This window comes from Hyphomicrobium sp. MC1 (assembly GCF_000253295.1).
Taxonomy (GTDB): Bacteria; Pseudomonadota; Alphaproteobacteria; order Rhizobiales; family Hyphomicrobiaceae; genus Hyphomicrobium_B.
The window spans coordinates 4,455,538-4,475,915 of sequence record NC_015717.1; the positions used below are offsets into that span (position 1 = coordinate 4,455,538).

A 20,378-nucleotide genomic window follows, 5' to 3' on the forward strand; every position below is an offset into this window, starting at 1 on the left:
CGTCGCGGCCTCAAATCAGCGTTGCGCCTCGTGCGTGACGGGCACCGCGTCGGTCGTCTCGAAGAGCTGCTCGGCGGTGATCGGGACATCGGAAACCAATTCGACCCCGCCGTGCTCATCCGTAAGGATGGTTCGAAATTCATCGGCGCCAACTTGGTAGTGGGCCCGCAGTCTCACGGCAGGTGCCACGACGTAAGACCCAAGCTGGGCCGACGCTGTTTTGCCCACAACATAAACAAGAGAGATCTCGCGAACTTCGAGGTCGTCTTGTTTGTTGTCGAAAGCAGCGAGCTGTTTGGCAAGAGCCTTGCTGAGCATGTCCGGAGCGAAGATCAGCAATGAGTGGCGAAGTCTGCTCGACTCACTCGCGCTGGCGGGCGGAGCGATTGCCGCGTCGAAGATGTTCACCAGAGCCGGATTAAGAACTGCGTAACCAAACAAAGACAAAAGAATAAATGGAAATTTCTTGAATATTCGCATGCGCCGTCCCCAGAGAATCAGCCCACGTCGTATTCATCTGAGGGAATTTGCCGGAGCATGTGAATGTCATAATTCCATGACCAACTTGTTTTCTGTTGAATTCTCGGGGCGGAGAAGAGCGCGGTGAAGACGTTAAAGCCGTTGGCGGCCTTGGTTTTTGGACTATTTGGCGTCTGCGCGCCGATGACCATGACGTCGGCGTTCGCTATCAGCGCGTGGCTTTCTGATGCCGAGCTGCAACGGTTTTCAAATGCGACCATCGATGGCCGCTATGCCAACGGCAAGCCGTTCACCGAGCATTACGGCAGCGACGGGCGGCTGCATTACGTCGAGCACGGGATGACGCTCGGCGGCCATTGGTCGATCACGCAGGGCTCACTCTGCACGATCTACGATTATGACGAGACGGGCGGGTGCTATCGCGTGATGCGCGTCGATACGAACTGCTACGAGTTCTATTTTGTCTCACGGACGGAAGCGACGGTTCCGCGGTCGGAAGACGGCAAGCCGCGCTGGACGGCACGTGGGGCGATCCAAGGGCAAGCCAGCGCTTGCCGCGACGAGCCAGCTGTTTGATTGCGACTTCGCTCCGCGAAGCCGGCCGTAATTTTCCTGGCGCTTGGCGACTCTCCTTCGTCGAGCCAGCCGCCAAGCGCGGACGTAAGTTTGTTTATGCCGCCAAAGCTTTGAGTTCGGTTTCGATGGCCTGGCCCATCTCCGTCGTGCCGACTTTGGTCATGCCGGGCTGCATGATGTCGCCGGTGCGCAGGCCCTTATCGAGAACCTTCGAGATCGCTTTCTCGACGAGGTCGGCTTCGGCGCCGAGATCGAAGGAATAGCGCAGCGCCATGGCGAACGATGCGATCGTCGCGATCGGATTGGCGAGGCCTTTGCCGGCGATGTCAGGAGCCGAACCGTGCACCGGCTCGTAAAGCGCTTTGCGGCGTCCCGTCGTTGCGTCGGGAGCGCCGAGCGATGCTGACGGCAGCATGCCGAGCGAACCTGCCGCCATCGAAGCTTCGTCCGACAAGACGTCGCCGAACAGGTTGTCGGTGACGATGACGTCGAACTGCTTCGGATTGCGGATCAGCTGCATCGCGCAGTTGTCGGCGAGGATGTGCTCAAGCTTCACGTCCGGCGCATAGGACTTGTGAACCTCGGTCGTGACCTCTTTCCACAGCACACCCGTGCGCATGACGTTGTGCTTCTCGGCCGAGTGGACGAGGTTGCGGCGCTTCTTGGCGAGGTCGAAGGCGACCTTGGTGATGCGTTCGATTTCGTGCGTCGTGTAAACCTGCGTGTCGACAGCGCGCTTCTCGCCGTTCTCAAGCGTGACGATTTCCTTCGGCTCGCCGAAGTAGACGCCGCCCGTCAGCTCACGCACGATCATGATGTCGAGGCCTTCGACCAGCTCGCGCTTCAAGCTCGAGGCATCGGCCAGTGCGGGGTAGCAGATCGCAGGACGCAAGTTGGCGAAGAGGTCGAGATCCTTGCGCAGGCGGAGCAGGCCGGCTTCCGGGCGATGCTGGTAGGGAACGTTCGCCCACTTCGGGCCGCCGACAGCGCCGAAGATCACGGCGTCGGCCTTCTTGGCCTTCGCCATCGCTTCCTCGGTGATGGCGACGCCGTGCGCGTCATAGGCTGCGCCGCCGACGAGATCGCGCTCGATATCGAAATGGACGGCGTTGCTCTTGGCATTGAAAAACGCGATGAGCCGCTCGACCTCTGCAATGGTTTCGACGCCAATGCCGTCGCCGGGAAGGAGCAGGAGGGTGTGCGTCGTCATCGGTTAACGGTCCTTAGCCAAGGGAGGAGGGAATTCGGTTGGGGAGTGCTAGCGTTTGCACCGTCGCCGGGCAAGCACCCGGCGGCGAAAAACGGCACTTTGGCGCAGAGAGTGCTGTGCAACCGATAGGGCGCCCCAGCTAGGCGGGGGCCGCGGCCGCTTAGGACATGAATGCGGGCAGCGGGAAGGCGAGCGTGAAGCCACCGAAGGTCAGCACGGCACCGACAATGCCCATCGCGAAGCTGACGAAGAGCAGCATGTTGCCGCCCGAGATCAGGGCGACGGACGCCAGCACGATCGCGATCTGCAGAAGCGCCTGGGCAAAATCGAAATAGGGGTCTTTCTTCAGCGCTTCGTCGCGGATCGCTTCGAGGCCCTTACCCGTTGTGAAGAGTTCGTCGAGGCCTTCGCCGCTCTTGGGGTCGGTGGTCAGCAGCTTGTCCTGCGCCTTGTAGTCGGCGATTTTCATTTCGATGAATTTCTTCGCATCGTCCGGCATGGTCGGCGACATTTTCAGCATCGCCTCATATTCTTCGGCGTGAAGGCGGAGCGCCTGCCGTCGCGCGTTCTTCGCCTGGAAAAAGGCCCAGGTGTTGGAGGCTGCGATATTTTCCTGAAGCGCGTCCTGCTCGGCGTTGCTGCCTCCGAGGCTGCAAATCGCAAGGACGACGGCGAGAATGCCGACGTAGACGCCAATGAGCTTGTCGCGCGACTTCATGTTCTCGCGATCAACCGCAAGTTCTTCCAACGCCATGTGAAGTCCCCCAACTGAAACAGTACGTCGTCAGACGATACGGTCTTCGGGCGGCGCGGCAAGGGATCGTGCGGGCAACAGGTCTTTGCGATCGATGGCGCGGCCGTCCGCGCCAAGCCGATACAGAATGGGCGCGCCGGTCGCAAGCTCCCGCTCAAGGATTTCATCCTTGTCGAGGTTTTCGAGGATCATCACCAGAGAGCGTAGGGAATTACCGTGCGCTGCAATAATGACGTTCTTGCTGGCGGTGATCTGGGGCCAAATGGCTTTGTCATAATAAGGACGTACGCGGGCCAGCGTGTCCTTCAGGCTTTCGCCACCAGGAGGAGCGATATCGTAGGAACGCCGCCAGAGCTGCACCTGCGCTTCGCCCCATTTCTTGCGGGCCTCGTCCTTGTTGAGACCTGAGAGCTCGCCATAGTCGCGCTCGTTGAGGGCGGCGTCCTTGATGATCGGGACGTCGGGCTGGCCGAGTTCGGAGAGGATGATGTCGAGCGTGCGCTGGGCGCGCTTCAAGGCGCTCGTGAAGGCGATGTCGAACTTGACGCGATGATCGCGGATCATGCGTCCCGCGACGCGGGCTTCGATGACGCCCTTTTCGGTCAAGTCGGGATTGCGCCAGCCGGTGAAGAGATTGAGTTTGTTCCACTCGCTCTCGCCGTGCCGTACGAGTACCAGAATGTTGTCCGTCAGAGCGTCTGTCATGTCTTCGGTCTAGGGGCCTCCAGCCGCGCTTACGGCAATAGCTTAAAGCGCAATTCCTAATACGTCGGTCATACCATAAAGACCTGGTGCACGGCCTTTTGTCCAAAGCGCGGCTTTGACCGCGCCGCGGGCAAAAATTCCTCGGTCGGTTGCGCTGTGGGTTAGCTCGATGCGTTCACCCTCGCCTGCGAATATCACCGTATGCTCACCAACGACGGTGCCGCCGCGTAACGTGGCGAAACCGATATCGTCTTTCCGGCGCGGCCCCGTCACGCCATCACGGACGCGAACAGAATGCGCGCCGAGGTTGAGGCCCCGGCCGGCAGCTGCGGCTTCTCCCAGCATCAAGGCCGTTCCCGAAGGGGCATCAACCTTCATGCGATGATGCATTTCAACAATTTCGATGTCGAAGTCGTTCCCGAGCGCGGCTGCGGCCTGACGCGTCAAGGCCATAAGCAGATTGACGCCCAGGCTCATATTGCCAGCCTTGACGATGGCCGTTTCCTTGGCTGCGGCCGCAATCGCGGCTTCCGCAGCGGCATCGAAACCTGTGGTGCCGATAATGGCGGCCGTTTTTGATTTGGCAGCGAGACGCGCAAACTCAACGCTTGCCTTGGGAACCGTAAAATCAACGATGGCGTCGGAAGCGGCGATGACAGCGGCAGCATCGTCGCTGACAGTCAGGCCGATGGGCTCAAGGCCGGCGAGCGTGCCGATATCCTTGCCCAGAACTGCAGAGCCTGCCGTTTCGGTCGCGCCGCTGATCGTACAGCTGGGTTCAGCTGCAATCGCGCGTATCAGTTCGCGGCCCATACGGCCGGCCGCGCCCATGACGGCGATCTTCATATCATCTCCGGTTCGCTCGGCGATTGCCATTCGGCGGGCCGATATAGCAATGCCGTTACGCGAGCGTAAAGAGGATGGCTCAGAAAATCGCCGCCACGCCGTTTAAAACGCCGTGTTTGGTTGACTTCGGTCAAAAGTCAGGCCGGGGTCTTGGCTCGCTCAAGCGCTTTGAGGATAAGGTTATGTGCCTCATCAACATGGCCCCAATGGTCGATCTTGACCCATTTGCCGGGTTCCAGATCTTTGTAGTGAGCGAAAAAGTGCTCGATCTGCTCGATCGAGATTTTCGGCAGATCGGTGTAGGTCTTGACCGAGTCGTAGCGCTTCGTGAGCTTGGTGGACGGTACGGCAATGATCTTTTCATCAGCGCCGCCGTCGTCTTCCATCACCAGAACGCCGACTGGGCGGCAATTGATCACCGCGCCGGGAACGATCGCGCGCGTGTTGCAGACTAGAACGTCGATCGGATCGCCGTCAGAGGACAGCGTATGGGGAACGAAGCCATAGTTCCCGGGATAGCGCATCGCCGTGTAGAGGAAGCGATCGACGACGAGAGCGCCGGACGCCTTGTCCATTTCGTATTTGATCGGCTCGCCGCCGACGGGAACTTCAATCACGACGTTGATATCGTCGGGCGGGTTTTTACCGGGCTTGATAGCGTCGAGACGCATGGGAGATGACCTCAAATCAAATCAAATCAAATCATTCGGTTCGGGGGCCACACTTGCCGGGAAAGCATGGGCCGCACAACCGCTCATAGGTCGCACATCGGCGCAGAAAAAGTAAAAAAATGCGGCGCTGTCGGAGCGAAATCGGAAATTTAGCCGGCTACCACTCGAAGGCGATCCGGGTGCTCAATCCTTTACCAAACCGGACGCAGGAACGGCGGGTCGCGCGGCCGCCGCAGCGGCGGTAAAAAGTGCAGGCTTTTTCGTTGCCTTCGAGTGCCCAGACGATCAATCGCTCGAGATCGAGGGAGTCGAGGGTGGCGCGACAGGCCTCGAACAGATGCTCGCCGAGGCCGAGGCCCTGGTAGACCGGCGTTAGATAAAGCTCATAGATTTCGCCGACGTCGCGGCCGCCGCCGCGGGCCCGTCCGCATGTGGCATAGCCAGCAACCGTTTCGCCGTGCAGGATGACGAGCAGATTGCGTTCAGAGGAAATGGCGCGCCGCCACCATATGGCGTCGCGGCGCAAGATCTCACGTTCGAGATAAAGGGCAGGGAGAATGCCGGTGTAGGCGAGGCGCCAGGAGTCACGAAATATCGTGGCGAGCGCGGCGGCATCGGCGGGCCGGGCGTTGCGGACAGAAACCTCAAGCCTCTGGTTCAGCATACGGACACTCTAACTCCAAGTTGGAGAAAAGGCATCACGTCTCGACGCATATCGTGAAAATAAAAAAGACGCGGAGATTGCTCTCCGCGTCTGATGTTTGAATTACGTGCCCCACTCGACGCTTGCTTTAAGCAATGCATCGTATTCGTATCGGCGTGACCGTTAGCCGACGGTCTTGAACTGCTCGAACGACTTCGTCGTTGCAGCGCCGACTGTTTCGAGAGCCTGCTTCGTGACTTTGCTCGAGAGCTCGAAGAGTTCTTTCGACTGCGAGCCGGCGACAGCGAACTGCTGCTGCCAGTAGTTGGCCTGCAGGCGAGCGATCTCCGGGAAGGTGCGCGCGCGTGCCATCGCCTGAGCCGCTTCGAAAGCTGCTTCGGTGTTGGCGAGCGTGTTGGCGACGATCTTTTCGCCGATCGACTTGGCGCCGGCCTGAGTCGTCAGCATCACTTCTTCAGCGACCTTGGCGTTGTCTTTCGCCATGGCGGTGAACTTGTGATAGGCGTCACGCGATTTCGCGATGGCGTCTTCAGCGAAAGCAGAGATGTTCTCTGGGACCTTGGCGTCCTTGCCGGCGGTAAACATCTCTTGGGCTTGTTTGGTGAAGTCCTGGACTTGACGAGTAAATGCGTCGGTCATGGGGTCACTCCTAAAAAGAGCAATATCGGCTGAGCGTGAATTTGAAATCTGCTGTCTGGCGCCCGACGGCAAAACCAGTGGTGAATATATATGCAAATGCATTGTGCGTTGCAACAAGTTTTTGCCGCGCACCTGTGAAATGGGGTTTTGAGACTCGCAAATCGCGTCCTTATGCCTCAAATATGTCCGTACACTGACCCGGCCGGGCAGGGGGTTCCCTATCCTTTTGTTCGCACTTGCGAAATGATGTTTTTTCGCCGCACCCCTGGCTGATCAAAGTTTTGAAAAAACATCGCGGTAACCGACCGCGCTCGGATCGAACATTATGTCGCGGCGGGTGAGCGGGCGGGCGAGGACGAGGCCCTCGAGCGTCCGGCAGCGGGACAGCGCGACGTAGGTTTGGCCGTGGGCAAACGTCCCCGAACCCAGATCGATATACACCTTATCGAGGGTCAGGCCCTGGGCCTTATGGATCGTCAGCGCCCAGGCGAGGCGGAGCGGGAACTGCTTGAACGTTCCGGCGATGGTTTCGACGATCTTTTCCTGAGACTGATCGAAAGCGTAGCGGCGGTGTTCCCAGGCGACCTGCTCGACCTCGTATTCCTTGCCGGATACTTCGATGAAGATCTGCTTTTCCGTCAGGCGCGAGACGCGGGCGATGGTGCCATTGACCCAGCGGCGGTCCGGATCGTTGCGCAACATCATGACCTTTGCGCCTGCCTTTAGCTCAAGGGCGGTTTCGGCCGGCTGGACGTTGGCTGCAAACTCGCCGGTGATGTTGGCGTCGAAACGGTTGGCGCGGCCGGGAAGAGCCTCGAGATAGGCGGTGTTGATGCGTTTTGCGGCGGCGTTCGTCGTCGTCAGGATGACGAAAGGTTCGCCTTCCGACAGGGTGCGAATAGGGCTCACGCGCTTATTGATGAAAGCCAGATCATCGTCGCTGACGTTGCCCTCGCGGACGGCATTTAGAACGTGGATCAGGGCGTCATCGGTCTGGCGGAAGATCTGCTCCAGTTCGAGAAGCGCAGTGCCCGCGCCTTCACGAAGAGCCGGTATTGAGAAGAAGAACGGACTGCCGTGCTCTTCGGTCAAGTGAGCCAGGACTTCGCGCTCCTGGACGACGGGCGGCAACTGATGCAGGTCAGCAAATAACAACAGGCGCGCGCCACCGAACGGTTCGCGTGGGCGCCCGCGGTTGACGCGCAGCGCTTTGTCGATCGCCCACATCATATCCGAGCGCACCATCGAGGCTTCATCGATGACGACGAAATCGAGCTTGCGCATGACGCGGCCGTTACGGCTGCGCTTGATGTCGTTGTCCTGGATGAGCCTTGGCGGAAAACCGAAAAAAGAATGGATCGTCTGGCCGCCGATGTTGATGGCGGCGAGGCCGGTCGGCGCTAAGACGACCATGCGATCCTCGTAGGCATCGCGCAGGGCTTTCAGCAGCGTCGACTTGCCGGTTCCGGCGCGGCCGGTGACGAAGAGGTTGCCGCTGTTTTCTTCCGCGATGAAGGCCGCGGCGCGTTCGAACGCGGGCGTCGGCGTGATACCGTCAGGCCAAGCAATCACGACCGCCCTCGCAGCGACGGGGTCTTGTTATCGGTTATTGAAGATTGGAGCATTCTGAGCGTGTTCCGCCACGGGTCTAGCGCACGAAGATTTGAGACCCAAAGGAAGAGAAATCAAAGGCGGTCACTCAAGTCAAATTGTGGGTGCTGTTGGAAATCGGTTGGCCATAGAACGCAGACGGCCCCACCGGCCGTCCGCGCCGAAATCTCGACCCCTGAAAATTAGTCGGCGGTCATATTGAGGAGCTTGAAGTCCTTGTCGAACTTCAGGTCGTAAGCACCGTTCTTGCACTTGGCGTCATCAAGCTCGAAGACGCCGGTGCCTTCCGTTTCCTTTTCCCACTTGCCGCCTTCGCAGCCCATGGCAGAAGCCGCGGCCGTCGCGCTCTTCATTTCCTCCTCGGTGAGGGGCGTGTCTGCGAAGGCCGGCATGGACATCGCGAACACCGCACCAGCAACGATGGCGAAACGTTTCATCAGGTCTCTCTCCTATGACATGGTCTCAACCATGATCATTTGTGGGCGGAAATTGACCCCTTCAACCCGGGAATTTTTCCCCGAGCCTCAAATTATGCAAATGAACGCGCGTTATCGTCAGCCCGCGCGTTCCGCTTCGCTCTTGCGGCTCTGACGCTTGCGCTCGTTGGGATCGAGCCAGCGCTTGCGCAAGCGGATGTTCTTCGGCGTCACCTCAACCAACTCTTCGTCGGTGATGTAGCTCATCGCCTTTTCGAGGGTCAGGCGCATCGGCGGCGTCAGCAGTACGGCGTCGTCCTTGCCGGAGGCGCGGACGTTGGTCAGCTTCTTACCCTTGATGACGTTCACTTCGAGATCGTTGTCGCGCGAATGCTCGCCGACGATCATGCCTTCGTAAACGCGGTCCTGCGGATTGATCATGAAGGGGCCGCGATCCTGAAGATTGAAGATCGCGTAAGCCACCGCTTCGCCCGGACTGTTCGAGATCAGAACGCCTGTGCGGCGTCCCGCAATCTCACCCTTGAACGGTTTATAGGAGTGGAACAGCTTGTTCATAATGCCGGTGCCGCGCGTGTCGGAGAGCAGCTCCGCCTGATAGCCAAGGAGGCCACGCGTCGGGACGTGGAACACCATGCGCGTGCGTCCGCCGCCCGAGGGGCGCATTTCCAAAAGGTCGCCTTTGCGTTCGGACAGCTTCTGCACGACGACGCCGGTGTAGTCGTCATCGACGTCGATGATGACTTCTTCGATCGGCTCCAAGCGCTGGCCGGTCTCGGCATCAGTCTCGAACACGACCTTCGGACGTGACACGGTCAACTCGAAGCCTTCGCGGCGCATATTCTCGATCAGGATCGCGAGCTGAAGTTCGCCGCGGCCCGAGACCGAGAAGCTATCGCGATCCTCGTTTTCGACAACGCGGATGGCGATGTTGCGCTCAGCTTCCTTCAGCAGACGATCGCGAATAACGCGGCTTTGGACCTTGTCGCCTTCCTGACCTGCGAACGGGCCATCGTTGATGCGGAAGTTCATCGACAGCGTCGGCGGATCGACCGGCTGAGCCGGCAACGGATTTTCAACCGAAGGATCGGCAAGCGTATCGGCAACGTTGGCTTCGCTCATACCGGCGAGGGCGATGATGTCACCGGCGCTCGCCTGCTCAACCGGAACGCGCTCGAGGCCGTGGAAGGCGAGAACCTTTTGCACGCGGAAGTTCTCGAGGACTTTGCCGTCGCGGTCCATCGCTTTGAGCTGCTGGTTCGGCTTGACGGTTCCTGACGTGATACGGCCGGTCAAAATACGGCCGAGGAACGGATCGGCGTCCAGCGTCGTCGCGAGCATGGAGAACGGGCCGTCATTGACCTCCGGCGGCGGCACGTGTTCGAGGATCAGGTCGAACATCGGCGCCAGATTTTCTGCCGGGCCCGACGGATCACGGGCCATCCAGCCGTTGCGGCCGGACCCGTAGAGAACCGGAAAATCGAGCTGCTCGTCGGTCGCGTCAAGATTGGCAAAGAGATCGAAGACGTCATTCAAGACCTCGACGTGGCGTTCGTCGGGGCGGTCGATCTTGTTGATCGCGACGATCGGGCGGATGCCACGCTTCAGGGCTTTGGAAACGACGAACTTGGTCTGCGGCAACGGGCCTTCGGACGCGTCGACTAGAACGACGACGCCGTCGACCATGTTCAAGATACGCTCGACTTCGCCGCCGAAGTCGGCGTGGCCTGGCGTATCGACGATATTGATGCGCGTGCCTTTCCATTCGACGCTTGTGCACTTGGCGAGAATGGTGATGCCGCGTTCGCGCTCGATGTCGTTGGAATCCATCGCGCGTTCGGCGACTTTCTGGTTGTCGCGGAAGGAGCCGGACTGCTTCAGAAGCTCGTCGACGAGGGTCGTTTTGCCATGGTCGACGTGCGCGATGATCGCGATATTGCGAAGGGCCATTTGAAACCTGAGGTTATGGGAAGCGCCGCGGGCTGTGCCACTGCGGCGCAATATTGGCCTCGCACCTAGCATGACGGGGCAGGGCAGGGCTAGGGCGGCACACAATAAGTTGGGTGCGGCTTAACAGTCAAACAAGGGATCCGTCGCGGGATTTGGCATGGAATTTGTTTTGGTGAGACGGGAAAGGGTGCGGGCCGGTCAGCGGCTCGGCGTGGCGCGGCCTTCGCCGCCCGTTTCTTCCTGGTCGCGGAGCTTCGCCAAAAAGGTGTCAATGTCGGGCCGGGGCGAGGGCTCGCGGCCGAGCTTTTTGCGCTGATGCTCTTCCATGACGCGGGCCGAGACGGCGGCGCCGGGCGTCTTAAGGCGGCGGCTTCCGGCGACCAGCAGCGGATGCTGCGGCTCTTCCAGATCGAGTTCTTCGAGGAAGGTTTCGCGCAGGGCATAGAACGCCTGCAGGATGGCATCGCGAACCAGGGCTTTTTTCTCTTTCGTGATGTCGTTTGCGACGCGCGGGTCCAAGGTCTGCAGCGCGCGGCGCATATCATGCAGCGGCGCAAACGGATAGAGGCCAACGAGGCCCTCCGTTTCACCGGCATTACGATAGACGATGCGCATGGTGTCGATGGTCTCGCTGACCTTGTAATAGGCGGCGAGGTAATCGTCGGTCGCAAGATAGGGCTTTTCGCAGGTCGATAGCAGGACGGATTTGGTGCGCACGATGTTGCGCCATTCCTCTTCCAGGCTTTCGACGAAGTTCGAGCGCTTTTGATAGATGTTCGAAATATAAGCGACGCCGCCCGTCGCGATCAGCAACGACATATCGCGCATGAAGTCATAGAAGTTGTTGGCGGCGGATATGACGAACGGGGGAATGCCGGGAATGTCGTTGGCGAATTTCGAGGCGAGCAAAAGAAGCAATACGAGCCCCAGCAGCCAATAGAGCCGCGCGAGTGTGCGGTTGACGGAGACGCGGGTCATCACTGGCTCCCGGTGAAGGGGTTAAAGTGGCCGCCAGATATGCACGGAGATAAGACGCTTTTGCAATCGTGGTGCTAGCGGTCTTCGGCGTCGGCTGGGCGTTTCAGAATGGCCCAGTTCATGATGGCGATCTGTGCGCCGATCAAAAGCAGGACCAGATTGTGATTGAAGCTGGCGTAAGCGGTGTAGGCGCTCCATAGCCCGATAGCGACACCAAGGAGCGCAATCGCGCGGATCGCAAATGTGCGGGACAAGACAGCGCCCAGGATGTCGCGATAAATCCGTCCGCCGTCGAGCGGGAATGCAGGCAGCAGGTTGAACACCAGCATTGCGAGATTGATGCGCGCCAGCATGAAAGCGGCATAAATGGCCCATGGATTGTTCGCGAGCCAGGGCGTCGGATCAATCGGACCAAATTGACCGGTGATGCCGATTTGAGGCTGACCGAGCACGTGCCAGCACAGCAGGAAAAGCAGTCCGTTGGTGAGCGGCCCGGCGAACAGGATCAGAATGTTGGCGAGCGTGGACGGTGCGGCTTGCAGCATCCGCGCGTAGCCGTAGAAGCCGCCGACCAGAATTTCGCCGACGGGTACGCGGAAGAGGCGCGCGAGCGTCGCGTGGCCAAGCTCGTGCAGCAGTACGGATAGAAAGACGCCGATCGTCAGGATTGCAAAGGTGTTGGGCGAACTAAGAAGGACATTCCATAAAAAGATCGGCACCAGAATGAAGGTGATGTCGATCTTGATCGGGATGCCGCCGAGCCGGAACAGTTCCAGTCTCGGGGTGTCGCTAAGAAAATTCATAATGGTCCGCCGGAATGCAGAATTGGATGTTGAAGCCCGCAAGCGGTTTCAAGCTATTCGGCCTGACGGATCGTGAATTTGATCGCATCTTTCTTGACGTTGCTGATCTCGACGGTGAACGGACCGGGATCGAGATCGAAGCGCACGCTTTTGCGAACGCCGTCGCAGTCGGTCTTGCCGCTATGCGCCGTCGACTTCAGGGCCTTGCCGTTCTGAATGACGTCGATCCAGGCGGGGGCTTCCAAAGAAAACTGATAGGCGCCGGGCGCGCTGCTCGGACTGTCGAACGTGACGACGCCGCCATAAGCCTCTCCCTGTGGTTTGAGGCGGCCGGTCGGCGCGACGGGAAACGAGACGGCGCTCATCGGTTCGAGCGCCAGCGACATGGCTTTGGCAGGTGGCTGTGGAAGCTTGGCGCCGGATTTTACGGCTTCGCTGTCGGAAGCCTTCATCCATTTCAATTCGGTCGCGAGCGACCAGGCAAAGCTGTTGCAGCCGCCGGTCTCCGCGGCGGGTGCCGGGGAGACGATGGCCAGCATCGCAACGCCGGCCATTGCTGAAAGAAGCGTGGTTCGCATTATGCTATTCGACCGCAATCATCACGTCGGATGATTTGATGACGGCCGATGCTGACATGCCCTTGGCCAGACCGAGATCGTCGACGGACTCGTTCGTAATCGACGCCGTCACGATTGTGCCACCGATGTCGATGCGGACGTGCGCCGTCGTTACTCCCTTGGTAACCTCGACGATCTTTCCCTTAAGCACATTTCTGGCACTGATCTTCATGCGGCTCTCCTGATATCGCTGGGCAATCAGATGATACTCTTAGCATAGAGATCGGTGCGCCGGTCGCGAAAGAATCCCCAATCGGCGCGATAGCTCTCGATCAGATCCAGATCAAAGGTGTGGACGAGCACGCCTTCATCGTCGGCATCGAACTTTTGAACCAGCTCGCCGCGGTGGTCGCTGATGAACGAGTGGCCGTAGAATTTCTGCTTCACCCCGTCATTGTCTTCGAGACCGGTGCGATTGGCGGCAACGATCGGGACGGCGTTCGACACGGCATGGCCCTGCATGGCGCGCTGCCACTGGAGATGGGTGTCGAGGCTCGAATCATAGGGTTCCGAGCCGATGGCGGTCGGGTAGAACAGAATTTCCGCGCCTTGAAGCACCATGGCGCGGGCGGTTTCAGGATACCACTGGTCCCAGCAGATGCCGACGCCGATTTTGCCAGCCTTCGTGTTCCAGGCTTTGAAGCCGGTATCGCCAGGGCGGAAATAATATTTTTCCTGATAGCCCGGGCCGTCGGGGATGTGGCTCTTGCGATAGACGCCGAGGATCTCGCCGTCAGCATCGGCAATGGCGATGCTATTGTAATAGCGCGGGCCGTCCTTCTCGAAGAACGAGATCGGAATGACGACGTTCAGCGACTTGGCAAGCTCGCGGAGCCGCAACACCGCCGGATGCTCCATCAGCGGCCGGGCCGTCTCGAACCACTTCGGGTCCTGGCGCGTGCAGAAGTAGATGCCTTCGAACAGCTCCGACGGCAAAATCACTTCGGCACCGCGGCCAGCAGCCTCGCGGACGAACGCTTCCGTCTTGGCGATGTTGGTTTCGAGGTCCGGACCGTAGGACGTTTGAATGCTCCCGACGGTGATCGAGCGTCGCGCCATCTACAGAGGCTCCTGTTGAGTGATGCAGTGAAAAGATCCGCCGCCGGCTTCGCCGCAGCCGAGCAGACCTCGGGACGATACGCCGACGACTGCGCGCGTTGGGAAGACGGCTTGGAGCGCTGAAAGCGCGTCGGCTTCCGTAGCAGTCCCATAAATCGGAACGACGACAACGTCGTTGGCGATGAGGAAATTCATATGGGACGCAGGCGAGATTTCGCCAAGAGCATTGCGATAGAGCCCGACGCCGGGGATGCGGACGACGTCGAGCTTGCGGCCCATCGCGTCCGTCGCCTTTTCAAGCGATGCGGCGATGGCGTTCAGGATTTCAGCGTTCGGATCGTCAGGTCCGGCGGGCGCCTGGCAGACGACGCGGCCGGGCGCAACGAAGCGGGCGATGTTGTCGACGTGGCCGTCGGTGTGGTCGTTCTTTAGGCCTTCGTCGATCCAGATGACTTTCTTCGTGCCGAACGCGCGGGCGAGTTCGGCTTCGGCGGCCTCCTTGGTCCAGCCGTTGCGATTGGGATTGAGCAAGGTCTGCTGCGTGGCGAGGATCGTGCCTTCGCCGTCGTGATCGACAGCGCCGCCTTCGAGCACGAAATCGAAGCGTCGCACGGGAACGTTTGATAAGCGGGCCACGTCATCGCCGACGATTGCGTCGTCCGGCAGATCGTACTTCCCACCCCAGCTGTTCGTCTTGAAGCGCAGAGCCACGCGGTCGTTGCCGACGTGCGCGAAGATCGGGCCGGTGTCGCGCAGCCAGATATCGCCGTACTTCGCCGGGATCAGTTCGGCGGTATCACGAAGCGCGGCTTCCGCCGATGCCTTGGCTTCCTCGCCGTTGACGAGCAGCCGGACCTTGTTGCCGGCGAGGCTCAGGGCGCGAACGAGGGCAGCCACGTCGCGGCGCGGGGTTTCAAGATCGCCGTTCCACTCATCGGGATCGGCGGGCCACGCGGTCCAGATCGCTTTCTGGGGCGCCCATTCGGCAGGTGTCACCACCGGCAGTCCGTCGGCCGCGACTGTCATATTTCGGTCCTCGTCAATCATATGGAGAGCGACATGCTCTTAGAAGCAGGCCATGTCGGGGATGGGGTCCGCCGCGTCAAGAGTAGAGATGCGACGGAGCCGAAAATTGCGGCCGGAGCAGCGAATTGTTTACCAATGGCCGGGTTCGGGCGCGTCAGACGCCCCGGCTGAAGATCGTCCCGAGCAGCCCGACGATGATGGCTGCCGGAATGACGACCATCGCGATTGCGCCGATGGTCACTGCCAGTCCAAACATCACGAAGGCGATGACGCCGAACAGCAGGATGGCGGCTAGGAAAACAACGAGCTTGAAAAGCCATTCCCGCCAGCCGGTGAGTACGGTCGTTTCGCCGTTTCTCGTGATGACGATCATGTTGGTCTCCACATCTCGTTCGGTTGCAAGATCATCATTTAATAGCATCTTGCGTTATTAAAGGATATGGCGTTATCCTTTAATAGTTGGATTCGTTATTAAAGGATGCGCGGCGGATCGGATGCGGCATAACTCCCGAGTGGGCACATTTTCGTCGACGGCAGCGCTAGGCGAAAGAGTCCGGTGTTACGTGCCGCGTCCTCTGCCTCCCGATCCTCAGCTTGATCTCACTCGTCTGATGGGGCGGATCACTAGAGCGGATCAAGCTCTAGGGCGTCTCGATGGAGTAGCATCTATCCTCCCGTCGACCGGTCTCTTCGTCTTTATGTACGTGCGGAAAGAAGCGCTTTTATCGTCACAGATCGAGGGCACCCAGTCGTCGTTTTCAGATCTACTTCTGTTTGAAAATGAGGAAACGCCTTCAGTGCCATTCGACGACGTCGAAGAGGTATCCAACTACGTTGTTGCTATGAAGCATGGATTGAAGCGTCTCGCAGAGGGTTTTCCGCTTTCCCTACGCCTAATCCGAGAAATGCACGAGAAGCTTCTCACCAGCGGTCGGGGTAGCGGCAAACAGCCAGGTGAGTTCCGTAGCAGTCAGAACTGGATCGGCGGGACGCGACCAGGTAATGCGATCTTCGTTCCTCCGCCCCCTGAGAAAGTGATCGCATGCTTGGGTGACCTCGAGAAATTTCTACATGATCGCGAGTCTTATCCGGTGCTCATTCGGGCGGCATTGGCCCACGTCCAATTTGAGACGATCCACCCGTTCCTCGATGGTAATGGGCGCCTCGGACGACTGCTCATCACGCTCATGCTTTGCGAAGAACAGACCCTGAGCGAACCGATCCTTTATCTCAGCCTCTACCTTAAGAAAAACCGAGCGCGGTACTACGAGCTTCTTCAACTCGTTCGAGAGAAAGGCGACTGGGAGACGTGGTTGGAGTTTTTTCTCGACGGTGTCGTGGAGACCGCTGAACAAGGGGCTGACACAGCACGCAGGATGCTCGCTCTGTTCAATAAGGATAAGGAGAAAATCTCTACGCTAGGCCGTGCGACGGCGTCCGCTCTCCGTGTGCATGGCGAGCTGCAGAAGGCACCACTTCTTTCGGTGCCCATCATGGCCAAGAGGCTCAAGCTTTCGCAGCCCACCGTGCAGAAGTCGCTCGATCATTTGACCGATCTCGGCATCGTTCAGGAGATCACCGGAAAAAGACGTAGCCGATTATATCAATACACAAAATATTTGAGGATTTTGGACGAAGGGACCGAGCCCCTTCGCCGCTCGGGATGAAAGATCCGATGATCAACCCTGGTTGCGCTTTCCGAGGGTGCGCAGACGCAACGCGTTGAGCTTGATGAAGCCTGCGGCGTCTTTCTGGTCGTAGGCGCCCTTATCGTCTTCGAAGGTGACGAGGGTGGGCGAATAGAGCGATTTCGTGCTTTCGCGGCCGACGGTGATGACGTTGCCCTTGTAGAGTTCGAGCGTCACTTCGCCTTCGACATTCTCCTGGCTCTTGTCGATCAAGGCCTGGAGCATCTCGCGCTCGGGCGAGAACCAGAAGCCGTTATAGATCAGCTCGGCGTAGCGCGGCATGATCTCGTCTTTCAGATGCGCGGCGCCGCGGTCGAGCGTCAGGCTTTCGATGGCGCGGTGGGCAGCGAGCAATATTGTGCCGCCGGGCGTTTCGTAGACACCGCGCGATTTCATGCCGACGAAACGGTTTTCGACGAGATCGATGCGGCCGATGCCGTTATCGCGGCCGAGATCGTTCAGCGCTTTCAGCAGCGTCGCGGGCGAGAGTGCCTGACCATTCAGAGAAACGGCGTCGCCGTTCTCGAAGCCGATCTTGATGGTCGTGACTTTGTCGGGCGCATCCATCGGCGAGATCGTGCGCTGATAGACGACTTCCGGCGGCTTCTTCGCCGGGTCTTCCAGCACTTTGCCTTCGGACGAAGAATGCAGAAGGTTGGCGTCGACCGAGAACGGCGATTCCCCTTCCTTGTCCTTGGCGACTGGAATCTGATGTTCGCGCGCGAACTTCAGAAGCTCTTCGCGGCCCTTGAACGTCCATTCCCGCCACGGGGCGATGATCTTGATGCCGGGTTCAAGCGCATAATAGCCAAGCTCGAAGCGGACCTGATCGTTGCCCTTGCCGGTCGCGCCGTGGCAAACGGTGTCGGCGCCGACCTTGCGCGCGATCTCGATCTGCTTCTTGGCGATCAGCGGCCGGGCGATCGAGGTGCCGAGCAGATAGATGCCTTCGTAAAGCGTGTTGGCGCGGAACATCGGAAAGACGTAGTCGCGGACGAATTCCTCGCGCAGGTCTTCGACGAAAATGTTCTCCGGCTTGATGCCGAGCATCAGCGCCTTCTGGCGGGCGGGCTCGAGCTCTTCACCCTGGCCGAGATCGGCCGTGAACGTCACGACTTCGGCGCCATACGTCTCTTGCAGCCATTTCAGGATGATGGAGGTGTCGAGGCCGCCCGAATAGGCGAGGACAACTTTCTTCACGGATTTGGGCGCGGCGCTCATGGACGATATGGCTCTTCTGGCTCTTGAGATGAGATTGGGCGGGAAACGCGCGGCACTATAGGGTCGGCGGCGCTACCCGCAAGTGGAGTAGACGGGGGAAACCGACTTGTCGCAACGAAAGTCGGCGTTTGGCGAAGATGGGGGAGCAGAATGGGACCGACGATTATCTTTTGGTACGAATTCGCGTCGACCTACTCCTATCTCAGCGCGATGCGCATCGCGGATGCAGCCGAGCGGGCGGAGGTCGAGGTCGAATGGCGGCCGTTTCTGCTCGGCCCGGTCTTCAAATCGCAAGGCTGGGACACGTCTCCGTTCAATCTTTATCCGGCCAAAGGCCGCTACATGGTACGCGATATCGCGCGCACGGCAGCGGCGCGCGGACTCCCCTTCCAGATGCCGGCGACGTTCCCCGGCAACGGGCTGAAGGCCGCCCGCCTCGCCATCGCTGCCAAGGCGCAGGGAAAGATCGGCGGTTTCACGCGTGCCGTCTATGCGGCGGCGTTCGGGAAGGGTTTGGACATCTTCGATGACGCTGTCTTGACGGACTGCCTGCTGTCCGCCGGTCTTAATCCGGAAGCGACGCGCACGCTGGCGTCGGATCCAGCTGTCAAAGCTGCCTTGCGCGCCAACACGGACGAGGCGCAGGCGCTGGGAATTTTCGGAGCGCCGAGTTTCACGACCGGCGATGGCGAACTGTTCTGGGGTGACGATCGGCTGGATCAGGCGCTGGCGTGGGCATGCGCGAAAACGACGGCAAAATCGTGAGGCTTTTTACGCGGTGTTACAGCTGCGCGATGAAGACCTTACGAGATTGTATTGCTGCGCATTCGCGCTTTTGCATTGCACTCGATTCGTGAACATAAAAAAGGCTTTCGGCGGGTGTTTGCGGGTATTTATGACCCGCGGAAGCTGTTAGAAGCGCGGGAACTAATCTCAGTGGGGGAGATGGGGCGTGGCCAGATCGATTCGCATCGTCGGAAGGCTCGTTTGGATCGGGCTGTTGAGCGGCGCAATGGCGTTGCCGCTGGGCGCCGAAGAAATCACCGTAACGATCCCGCCGGACGATACGCCCGCCCAGACGCAGTCCGCCACTGATCCGACCGCGCATCCGACCGACGAGGGAGCGCCGCAAAATTCAGCCCAAGCAGAGCCTGCGGCTTCTGAACCTGCTCCGTCCGAGCCTGCCGCGGCAGCACCCGAGGCTCAACCCGAGCCAACGCCGGCTCCAGCCGCGGAAGCGCCCGCCGAGACTTCTCCTCCGGCCGCTGCTGAAGCGGCTCCGGCTGCGGCCCCTGCCGCCCCTGTCGTGAAGAAAACGCATAAGAAAACAAAGAAAGCGGCTAAAACCGCGGCTCCCGCGAGCGAAGGCACAGCGGAAGCCACGCCTGAGAAGACGGTGAAGAAGACGAAGTCCGCCAAGGCGTCGTGTCTCAACCTGACCGAAGATCAGTGCGGGGCCAACACGGCCTGCATCTGGGTCGCGGCCGGCACCAACGATGCCGGTAAGGCCACCAAGGCGCGGTGCCGGTCAATGGCGATCCTGAAACGGGAAATCGACAAGGCCGCGAAAGCTGCCAAGACGAAAGAGCCGGAAGTCCTGCCGTGGGCCAAGAATGCGACGACGGGCTCGACCGCTACGACGGCGACGGCCGAGACAAAGCCGGAAAAGAAGAAGACCGTTCATCACAAGAAGGCCAAGGCGAAACCCGCTGCGGCGACGCCTCCAGCTGATGCGGCTCCTGCCGAGGCCCCGGCTGCCAGTGGCGGCGATTCTGCTGCGCCCCCGTCGGATGCGGGCGGCGCTGACTAAGCCGTGATTTCCAAGGTGCGGGCTGGCTTACTTCGAGACCGGCTCGACGCCCGTCAGTGAAGGTAGCCGGACCAGCGTGGCGTGACGGGGACGTTGCGCTCCAGGCTTTTCCGGCCTTCGTCGCTGCCAAAAACCAAACGCCATTGGGCGCAAGCGGCGTCGGCGGCATCCATGGCGGACGTGCTGGCGCGCGCGGTCGGGGCTGCAACGGCGTAGGGAACGCCGTAGGAGAGCATCATCGCCATCATCGGCGCCTGATAGAGCGTCCAGGGGGTCGCGCCCCAGAAGGCTTGGACGGCGGGAGGAAAGACCGGAGTCGCCATCATCGGGCGCGAAGCTGGGGCCGATTGCCCGGCGGACCAATAGGCCGAACAAGCGTTGGCCATTGCGAGCCAGGACTGCATGAGATCGGGCTGGGCGGGCGGTTGCGGTTTTGCGACCGGAGCCCAGGCTTCGAACCAAGCCGCCCATGGCGCGACGGGCTCCGCAGGCCGGAGATTTTCCGGCGTCATTTCGTCGTAGAGGCGCTTTTGGCACGCGAGGGAGGCCGCAACGGAGGCCTGACCCATCTCGAACATGGCTTCCGTCGCTTTCTGAAGAAAGCGGAAGTGCAGGGCGCAATCGAACACGGCGTCA

General features: G+C 60.0%; 24 protein-coding genes. 4 read left to right on the plus strand and 20 right to left on the minus strand.

Features of this window, described 5'->3' with window-relative positions; genetic code table 11:
• Positions 1–15: 15 nt before the first annotated feature.
• Positions 16–480 carry a DUF4174 domain-containing protein gene (locus tag HYPMC_RS21405; RefSeq protein WP_013950228.1) on the minus strand — a complete coding sequence of 155 codons (465 nt, stop codon included), beginning with the start codon at positions 478–480 and terminating at the stop codon, positions 16–18.
• A gap of 123 nt (positions 481–603) precedes the next feature.
• On the opposite strand from HYPMC_RS21405, the gene HYPMC_RS21410 reads away from it, so the two are divergent.
• Positions 604–1,056, plus strand: a complete 453-nt coding sequence (locus tag HYPMC_RS21410; protein ID WP_013950230.1) for a hypothetical protein — start codon at positions 604–606, stop codon at positions 1,054–1,056.
• 94 nt (positions 1,057–1,150) lie between these two features.
• On the opposite strand, the gene leuB is transcribed toward HYPMC_RS21410, so the two are convergent.
• From leuB to HYPMC_RS21495, 17 genes are all read right to left on the minus strand, one after another.
• Complete coding sequence (leuB, locus tag HYPMC_RS21415) at positions 1,151–2,266, minus strand: 3-isopropylmalate dehydrogenase (protein ID WP_013950231.1); 1,116 nt, start codon at positions 2,264–2,266, stop codon at positions 1,151–1,153.
• A 160-nt stretch (positions 2,267–2,426) separates the two neighbouring features.
• Positions 2,427–3,020, minus strand: coding sequence for a DUF4337 domain-containing protein (locus HYPMC_RS21420; protein WP_013950232.1), 594 nt, complete (start codon positions 3,018–3,020; stop codon positions 2,427–2,429).
• A 30-nt stretch (positions 3,021–3,050) separates the two neighbouring features.
• On the minus strand, positions 3,051–3,725 hold the full coding sequence (locus HYPMC_RS21425; RefSeq protein ID WP_013950233.1) for a 2,3-bisphosphoglycerate-dependent phosphoglycerate mutase: 675 nt from the start codon (positions 3,723–3,725) through the stop codon (positions 3,051–3,053).
• Positions 3,726–3,767: 42 nt separating this feature from the next.
• A complete protein-coding gene (gene dapB, locus HYPMC_RS21430) occupies positions 3,768–4,571 on the minus strand; it encodes a 4-hydroxy-tetrahydrodipicolinate reductase (protein ID WP_013950234.1) in 804 nt (267 codons plus the stop codon).
• 137 nt (positions 4,572–4,708) lie between these two features.
• Positions 4,709–5,242, minus strand: a complete 534-nt coding sequence (ppa, locus tag HYPMC_RS21435) for an inorganic diphosphatase (protein ID WP_013950235.1) — start codon at positions 5,240–5,242, stop codon at positions 4,709–4,711.
• Positions 5,243–5,399: 157 nt separating this feature from the next.
• Positions 5,400–5,906, minus strand: coding sequence for a GNAT family N-acetyltransferase (locus tag HYPMC_RS21440; RefSeq protein ID WP_013950236.1), 507 nt, complete (start codon positions 5,904–5,906; stop codon positions 5,400–5,402).
• 162 nt (positions 5,907–6,068) lie between these two features.
• Positions 6,069–6,545, minus strand: a complete 477-nt coding sequence (locus HYPMC_RS21445) for a phasin family protein (protein WP_013950237.1) — start codon at positions 6,543–6,545, stop codon at positions 6,069–6,071.
• A 273-nt stretch (positions 6,546–6,818) separates the two neighbouring features.
• A complete protein-coding gene (locus tag HYPMC_RS21450; RefSeq protein ID WP_013950238.1) occupies positions 6,819–8,117 on the minus strand; it encodes an ATP-dependent RecD-like DNA helicase in 1,299 nt (432 codons plus the stop codon).
• Positions 8,118–8,338: 221 nt separating this feature from the next.
• On the minus strand, positions 8,339–8,593 hold the full coding sequence (locus tag HYPMC_RS21455) for a hypothetical protein (RefSeq protein WP_013950239.1): 255 nt from the start codon (positions 8,591–8,593) through the stop codon (positions 8,339–8,341).
• A gap of 117 nt (positions 8,594–8,710) precedes the next feature.
• The gene (gene typA, locus HYPMC_RS21460; RefSeq protein ID WP_013950240.1) at positions 8,711–10,540 is read right to left on the minus strand and encodes a translational GTPase TypA; all 1,830 of its coding nucleotides are present in this window, start codon (positions 10,538–10,540) and stop codon (positions 8,711–8,713) included.
• A gap of 198 nt (positions 10,541–10,738) precedes the next feature.
• Complete coding sequence (locus HYPMC_RS21465) at positions 10,739–11,518, minus strand: hypothetical protein (RefSeq protein WP_013950241.1); 780 nt, start codon at positions 11,516–11,518, stop codon at positions 10,739–10,741.
• 74 nt (positions 11,519–11,592) lie between these two features.
• Positions 11,593–12,321, minus strand: a complete 729-nt coding sequence (locus tag HYPMC_RS21470) for a site-2 protease family protein (protein WP_013950242.1) — start codon at positions 12,319–12,321, stop codon at positions 11,593–11,595.
• 53 nt (positions 12,322–12,374) lie between these two features.
• Positions 12,375–12,899 carry a hypothetical protein gene (locus tag HYPMC_RS21475; protein WP_024275007.1) on the minus strand — a complete coding sequence of 175 codons (525 nt, stop codon included), beginning with the start codon at positions 12,897–12,899 and terminating at the stop codon, positions 12,375–12,377.
• Between the two features lie 4 nt (positions 12,900–12,903).
• Positions 12,904–13,110 carry a molybdopterin-binding protein gene (locus tag HYPMC_RS21480; protein ID WP_013950244.1) on the minus strand — a complete coding sequence of 69 codons (207 nt, stop codon included), beginning with the start codon at positions 13,108–13,110 and terminating at the stop codon, positions 12,904–12,906.
• A gap of 26 nt (positions 13,111–13,136) precedes the next feature.
• Positions 13,137–13,997 (minus strand): N-carbamoylputrescine amidase, encoded by an 861-nt coding sequence (aguB, locus tag HYPMC_RS21485; protein WP_013950245.1) that lies wholly within the window; start codon positions 13,995–13,997, stop codon positions 13,137–13,139.
• Positions 13,998–15,023, minus strand: a complete 1,026-nt coding sequence (locus HYPMC_RS21490) for an agmatine deiminase family protein (RefSeq protein ID WP_013950246.1) — start codon at positions 15,021–15,023, stop codon at positions 13,998–14,000.
• Positions 15,024–15,177: 154 nt separating this feature from the next.
• On the minus strand, positions 15,178–15,396 hold the full coding sequence (locus HYPMC_RS21495; RefSeq protein WP_013950247.1) for a hypothetical protein: 219 nt from the start codon (positions 15,394–15,396) through the stop codon (positions 15,178–15,180).
• Positions 15,397–15,517: 121 nt separating this feature from the next.
• On the opposite strand from HYPMC_RS21495, the gene HYPMC_RS21500 reads away from it, so the two are divergent.
• Complete coding sequence (locus HYPMC_RS21500; RefSeq protein ID WP_013950248.1) at positions 15,518–16,690, plus strand: Fic family protein; 1,173 nt, start codon at positions 15,518–15,520, stop codon at positions 16,688–16,690.
• 12 nt (positions 16,691–16,702) lie between these two features.
• On the opposite strand, the gene HYPMC_RS21505 is transcribed toward HYPMC_RS21500, so the two are convergent.
• On the minus strand, positions 16,703–17,932 hold the full coding sequence (locus tag HYPMC_RS21505) for an argininosuccinate synthase (RefSeq protein ID WP_013950249.1): 1,230 nt from the start codon (positions 17,930–17,932) through the stop codon (positions 16,703–16,705).
• Between the two features lie 150 nt (positions 17,933–18,082).
• Here HYPMC_RS21505 and HYPMC_RS21510 point away from each other — a divergent pair, with 150 nt between their 5' ends.
• Positions 18,083–18,697 (plus strand): 2-hydroxychromene-2-carboxylate isomerase, encoded by a 615-nt coding sequence (locus HYPMC_RS21510; RefSeq protein ID WP_013950250.1) that lies wholly within the window; start codon positions 18,083–18,085, stop codon positions 18,695–18,697.
• Positions 18,698–18,884: 187 nt separating this feature from the next.
• Positions 18,885–19,742, plus strand: coding sequence for a hypothetical protein (locus tag HYPMC_RS21515; RefSeq protein ID WP_013950252.1), 858 nt, complete (start codon positions 18,885–18,887; stop codon positions 19,740–19,742).
• 53 nt (positions 19,743–19,795) lie between these two features.
• Here the strand turns inward: HYPMC_RS21515 and HYPMC_RS21520 are convergent, their stop codons facing one another.
• Positions 19,796–20,371: a hypothetical protein gene (locus HYPMC_RS21520; RefSeq protein ID WP_013950253.1), complete on the minus strand. Its 576-nt coding sequence runs from the start codon at positions 20,369–20,371 to the stop codon at positions 19,796–19,798.
• Positions 20,372–20,378 lie beyond the last annotated feature (7 nt).

Coding starts and splice junctions, on each gene's coding strand:
- HYPMC_RS21405 (WP_013950228.1), bottom strand. CDS start 480: ATGCGAATATTCAAGAAATTTCCATTTATTCTTTTGTCTTTGTTTGGT.
- HYPMC_RS21505 (WP_013950249.1), bottom strand. CDS start 17,932: ATGAGCGCCGCGCCCAAATCCGTGAAGAAAGTTGTCCTCGCCTATTCG.
- dapB (WP_013950234.1), bottom strand. CDS start 4,571: ATGAAGATCGCCGTCATGGGCGCGGCCGGCCGTATGGGCCGCGAACTG.
- HYPMC_RS21465 (WP_013950241.1), bottom strand. CDS start 11,518: ATGACCCGCGTCTCCGTCAACCGCACACTCGCGCGGCTCTATTGGCTG.
- aguB (WP_013950245.1), bottom strand. CDS start 13,997: ATGGCGCGACGCTCGATCACCGTCGGGAGCATTCAAACGTCCTACGGT.
- HYPMC_RS21490 (WP_013950246.1), bottom strand. CDS start 15,023: ATGACAGTCGCGGCCGACGGACTGCCGGTGGTGACACCTGCCGAATGG.
- HYPMC_RS21445 (WP_013950237.1), bottom strand. CDS start 6,545: ATGACCGACGCATTTACTCGTCAAGTCCAGGACTTCACCAAACAAGCC.
- HYPMC_RS21475 (WP_024275007.1), bottom strand. CDS start 12,899: ATGCGAACCACGCTTCTTTCAGCAATGGCCGGCGTTGCGATGCTGGCC.
- HYPMC_RS21480 (WP_013950244.1), bottom strand. CDS start 13,110: ATGAAGATCAGTGCCAGAAATGTGCTTAAGGGAAAGATCGTCGAGGTT.
- HYPMC_RS21470 (WP_013950242.1), bottom strand. CDS start 12,321: ATGAATTTTCTTAGCGACACCCCGAGACTGGAACTGTTCCGGCTCGGC.
- typA (WP_013950240.1), bottom strand. CDS start 10,540: ATGGCCCTTCGCAATATCGCGATCATCGCGCACGTCGACCATGGCAAA.
- HYPMC_RS21420 (WP_013950232.1), bottom strand. CDS start 3,020: ATGGCGTTGGAAGAACTTGCGGTTGATCGCGAGAACATGAAGTCGCGC.
- HYPMC_RS21455 (WP_013950239.1), bottom strand. CDS start 8,593: ATGAAACGTTTCGCCATCGTTGCTGGTGCGGTGTTCGCGATGTCCATG.
- ppa (WP_013950235.1), bottom strand. CDS start 5,242: ATGCGTCTCGACGCTATCAAGCCCGGTAAAAACCCGCCCGACGATATC.
- leuB (WP_013950231.1), bottom strand. CDS start 2,266: ATGACGACGCACACCCTCCTGCTCCTTCCCGGCGACGGCATTGGCGTC.
- HYPMC_RS21495 (WP_013950247.1), bottom strand. CDS start 15,396: ATGATCGTCATCACGAGAAACGGCGAAACGACCGTACTCACCGGCTGG.
- HYPMC_RS21425 (WP_013950233.1), bottom strand. CDS start 3,725: ATGACAGACGCTCTGACGGACAACATTCTGGTACTCGTACGGCACGGC.
- HYPMC_RS21500 (WP_013950248.1), top strand. CDS start 15,518: ATGCGGCATAACTCCCGAGTGGGCACATTTTCGTCGACGGCAGCGCTA.
- HYPMC_RS21440 (WP_013950236.1), bottom strand. CDS start 5,906: ATGCTGAACCAGAGGCTTGAGGTTTCTGTCCGCAACGCCCGGCCCGCC.
- HYPMC_RS21510 (WP_013950250.1), top strand. CDS start 18,083: ATGGGACCGACGATTATCTTTTGGTACGAATTCGCGTCGACCTACTCC.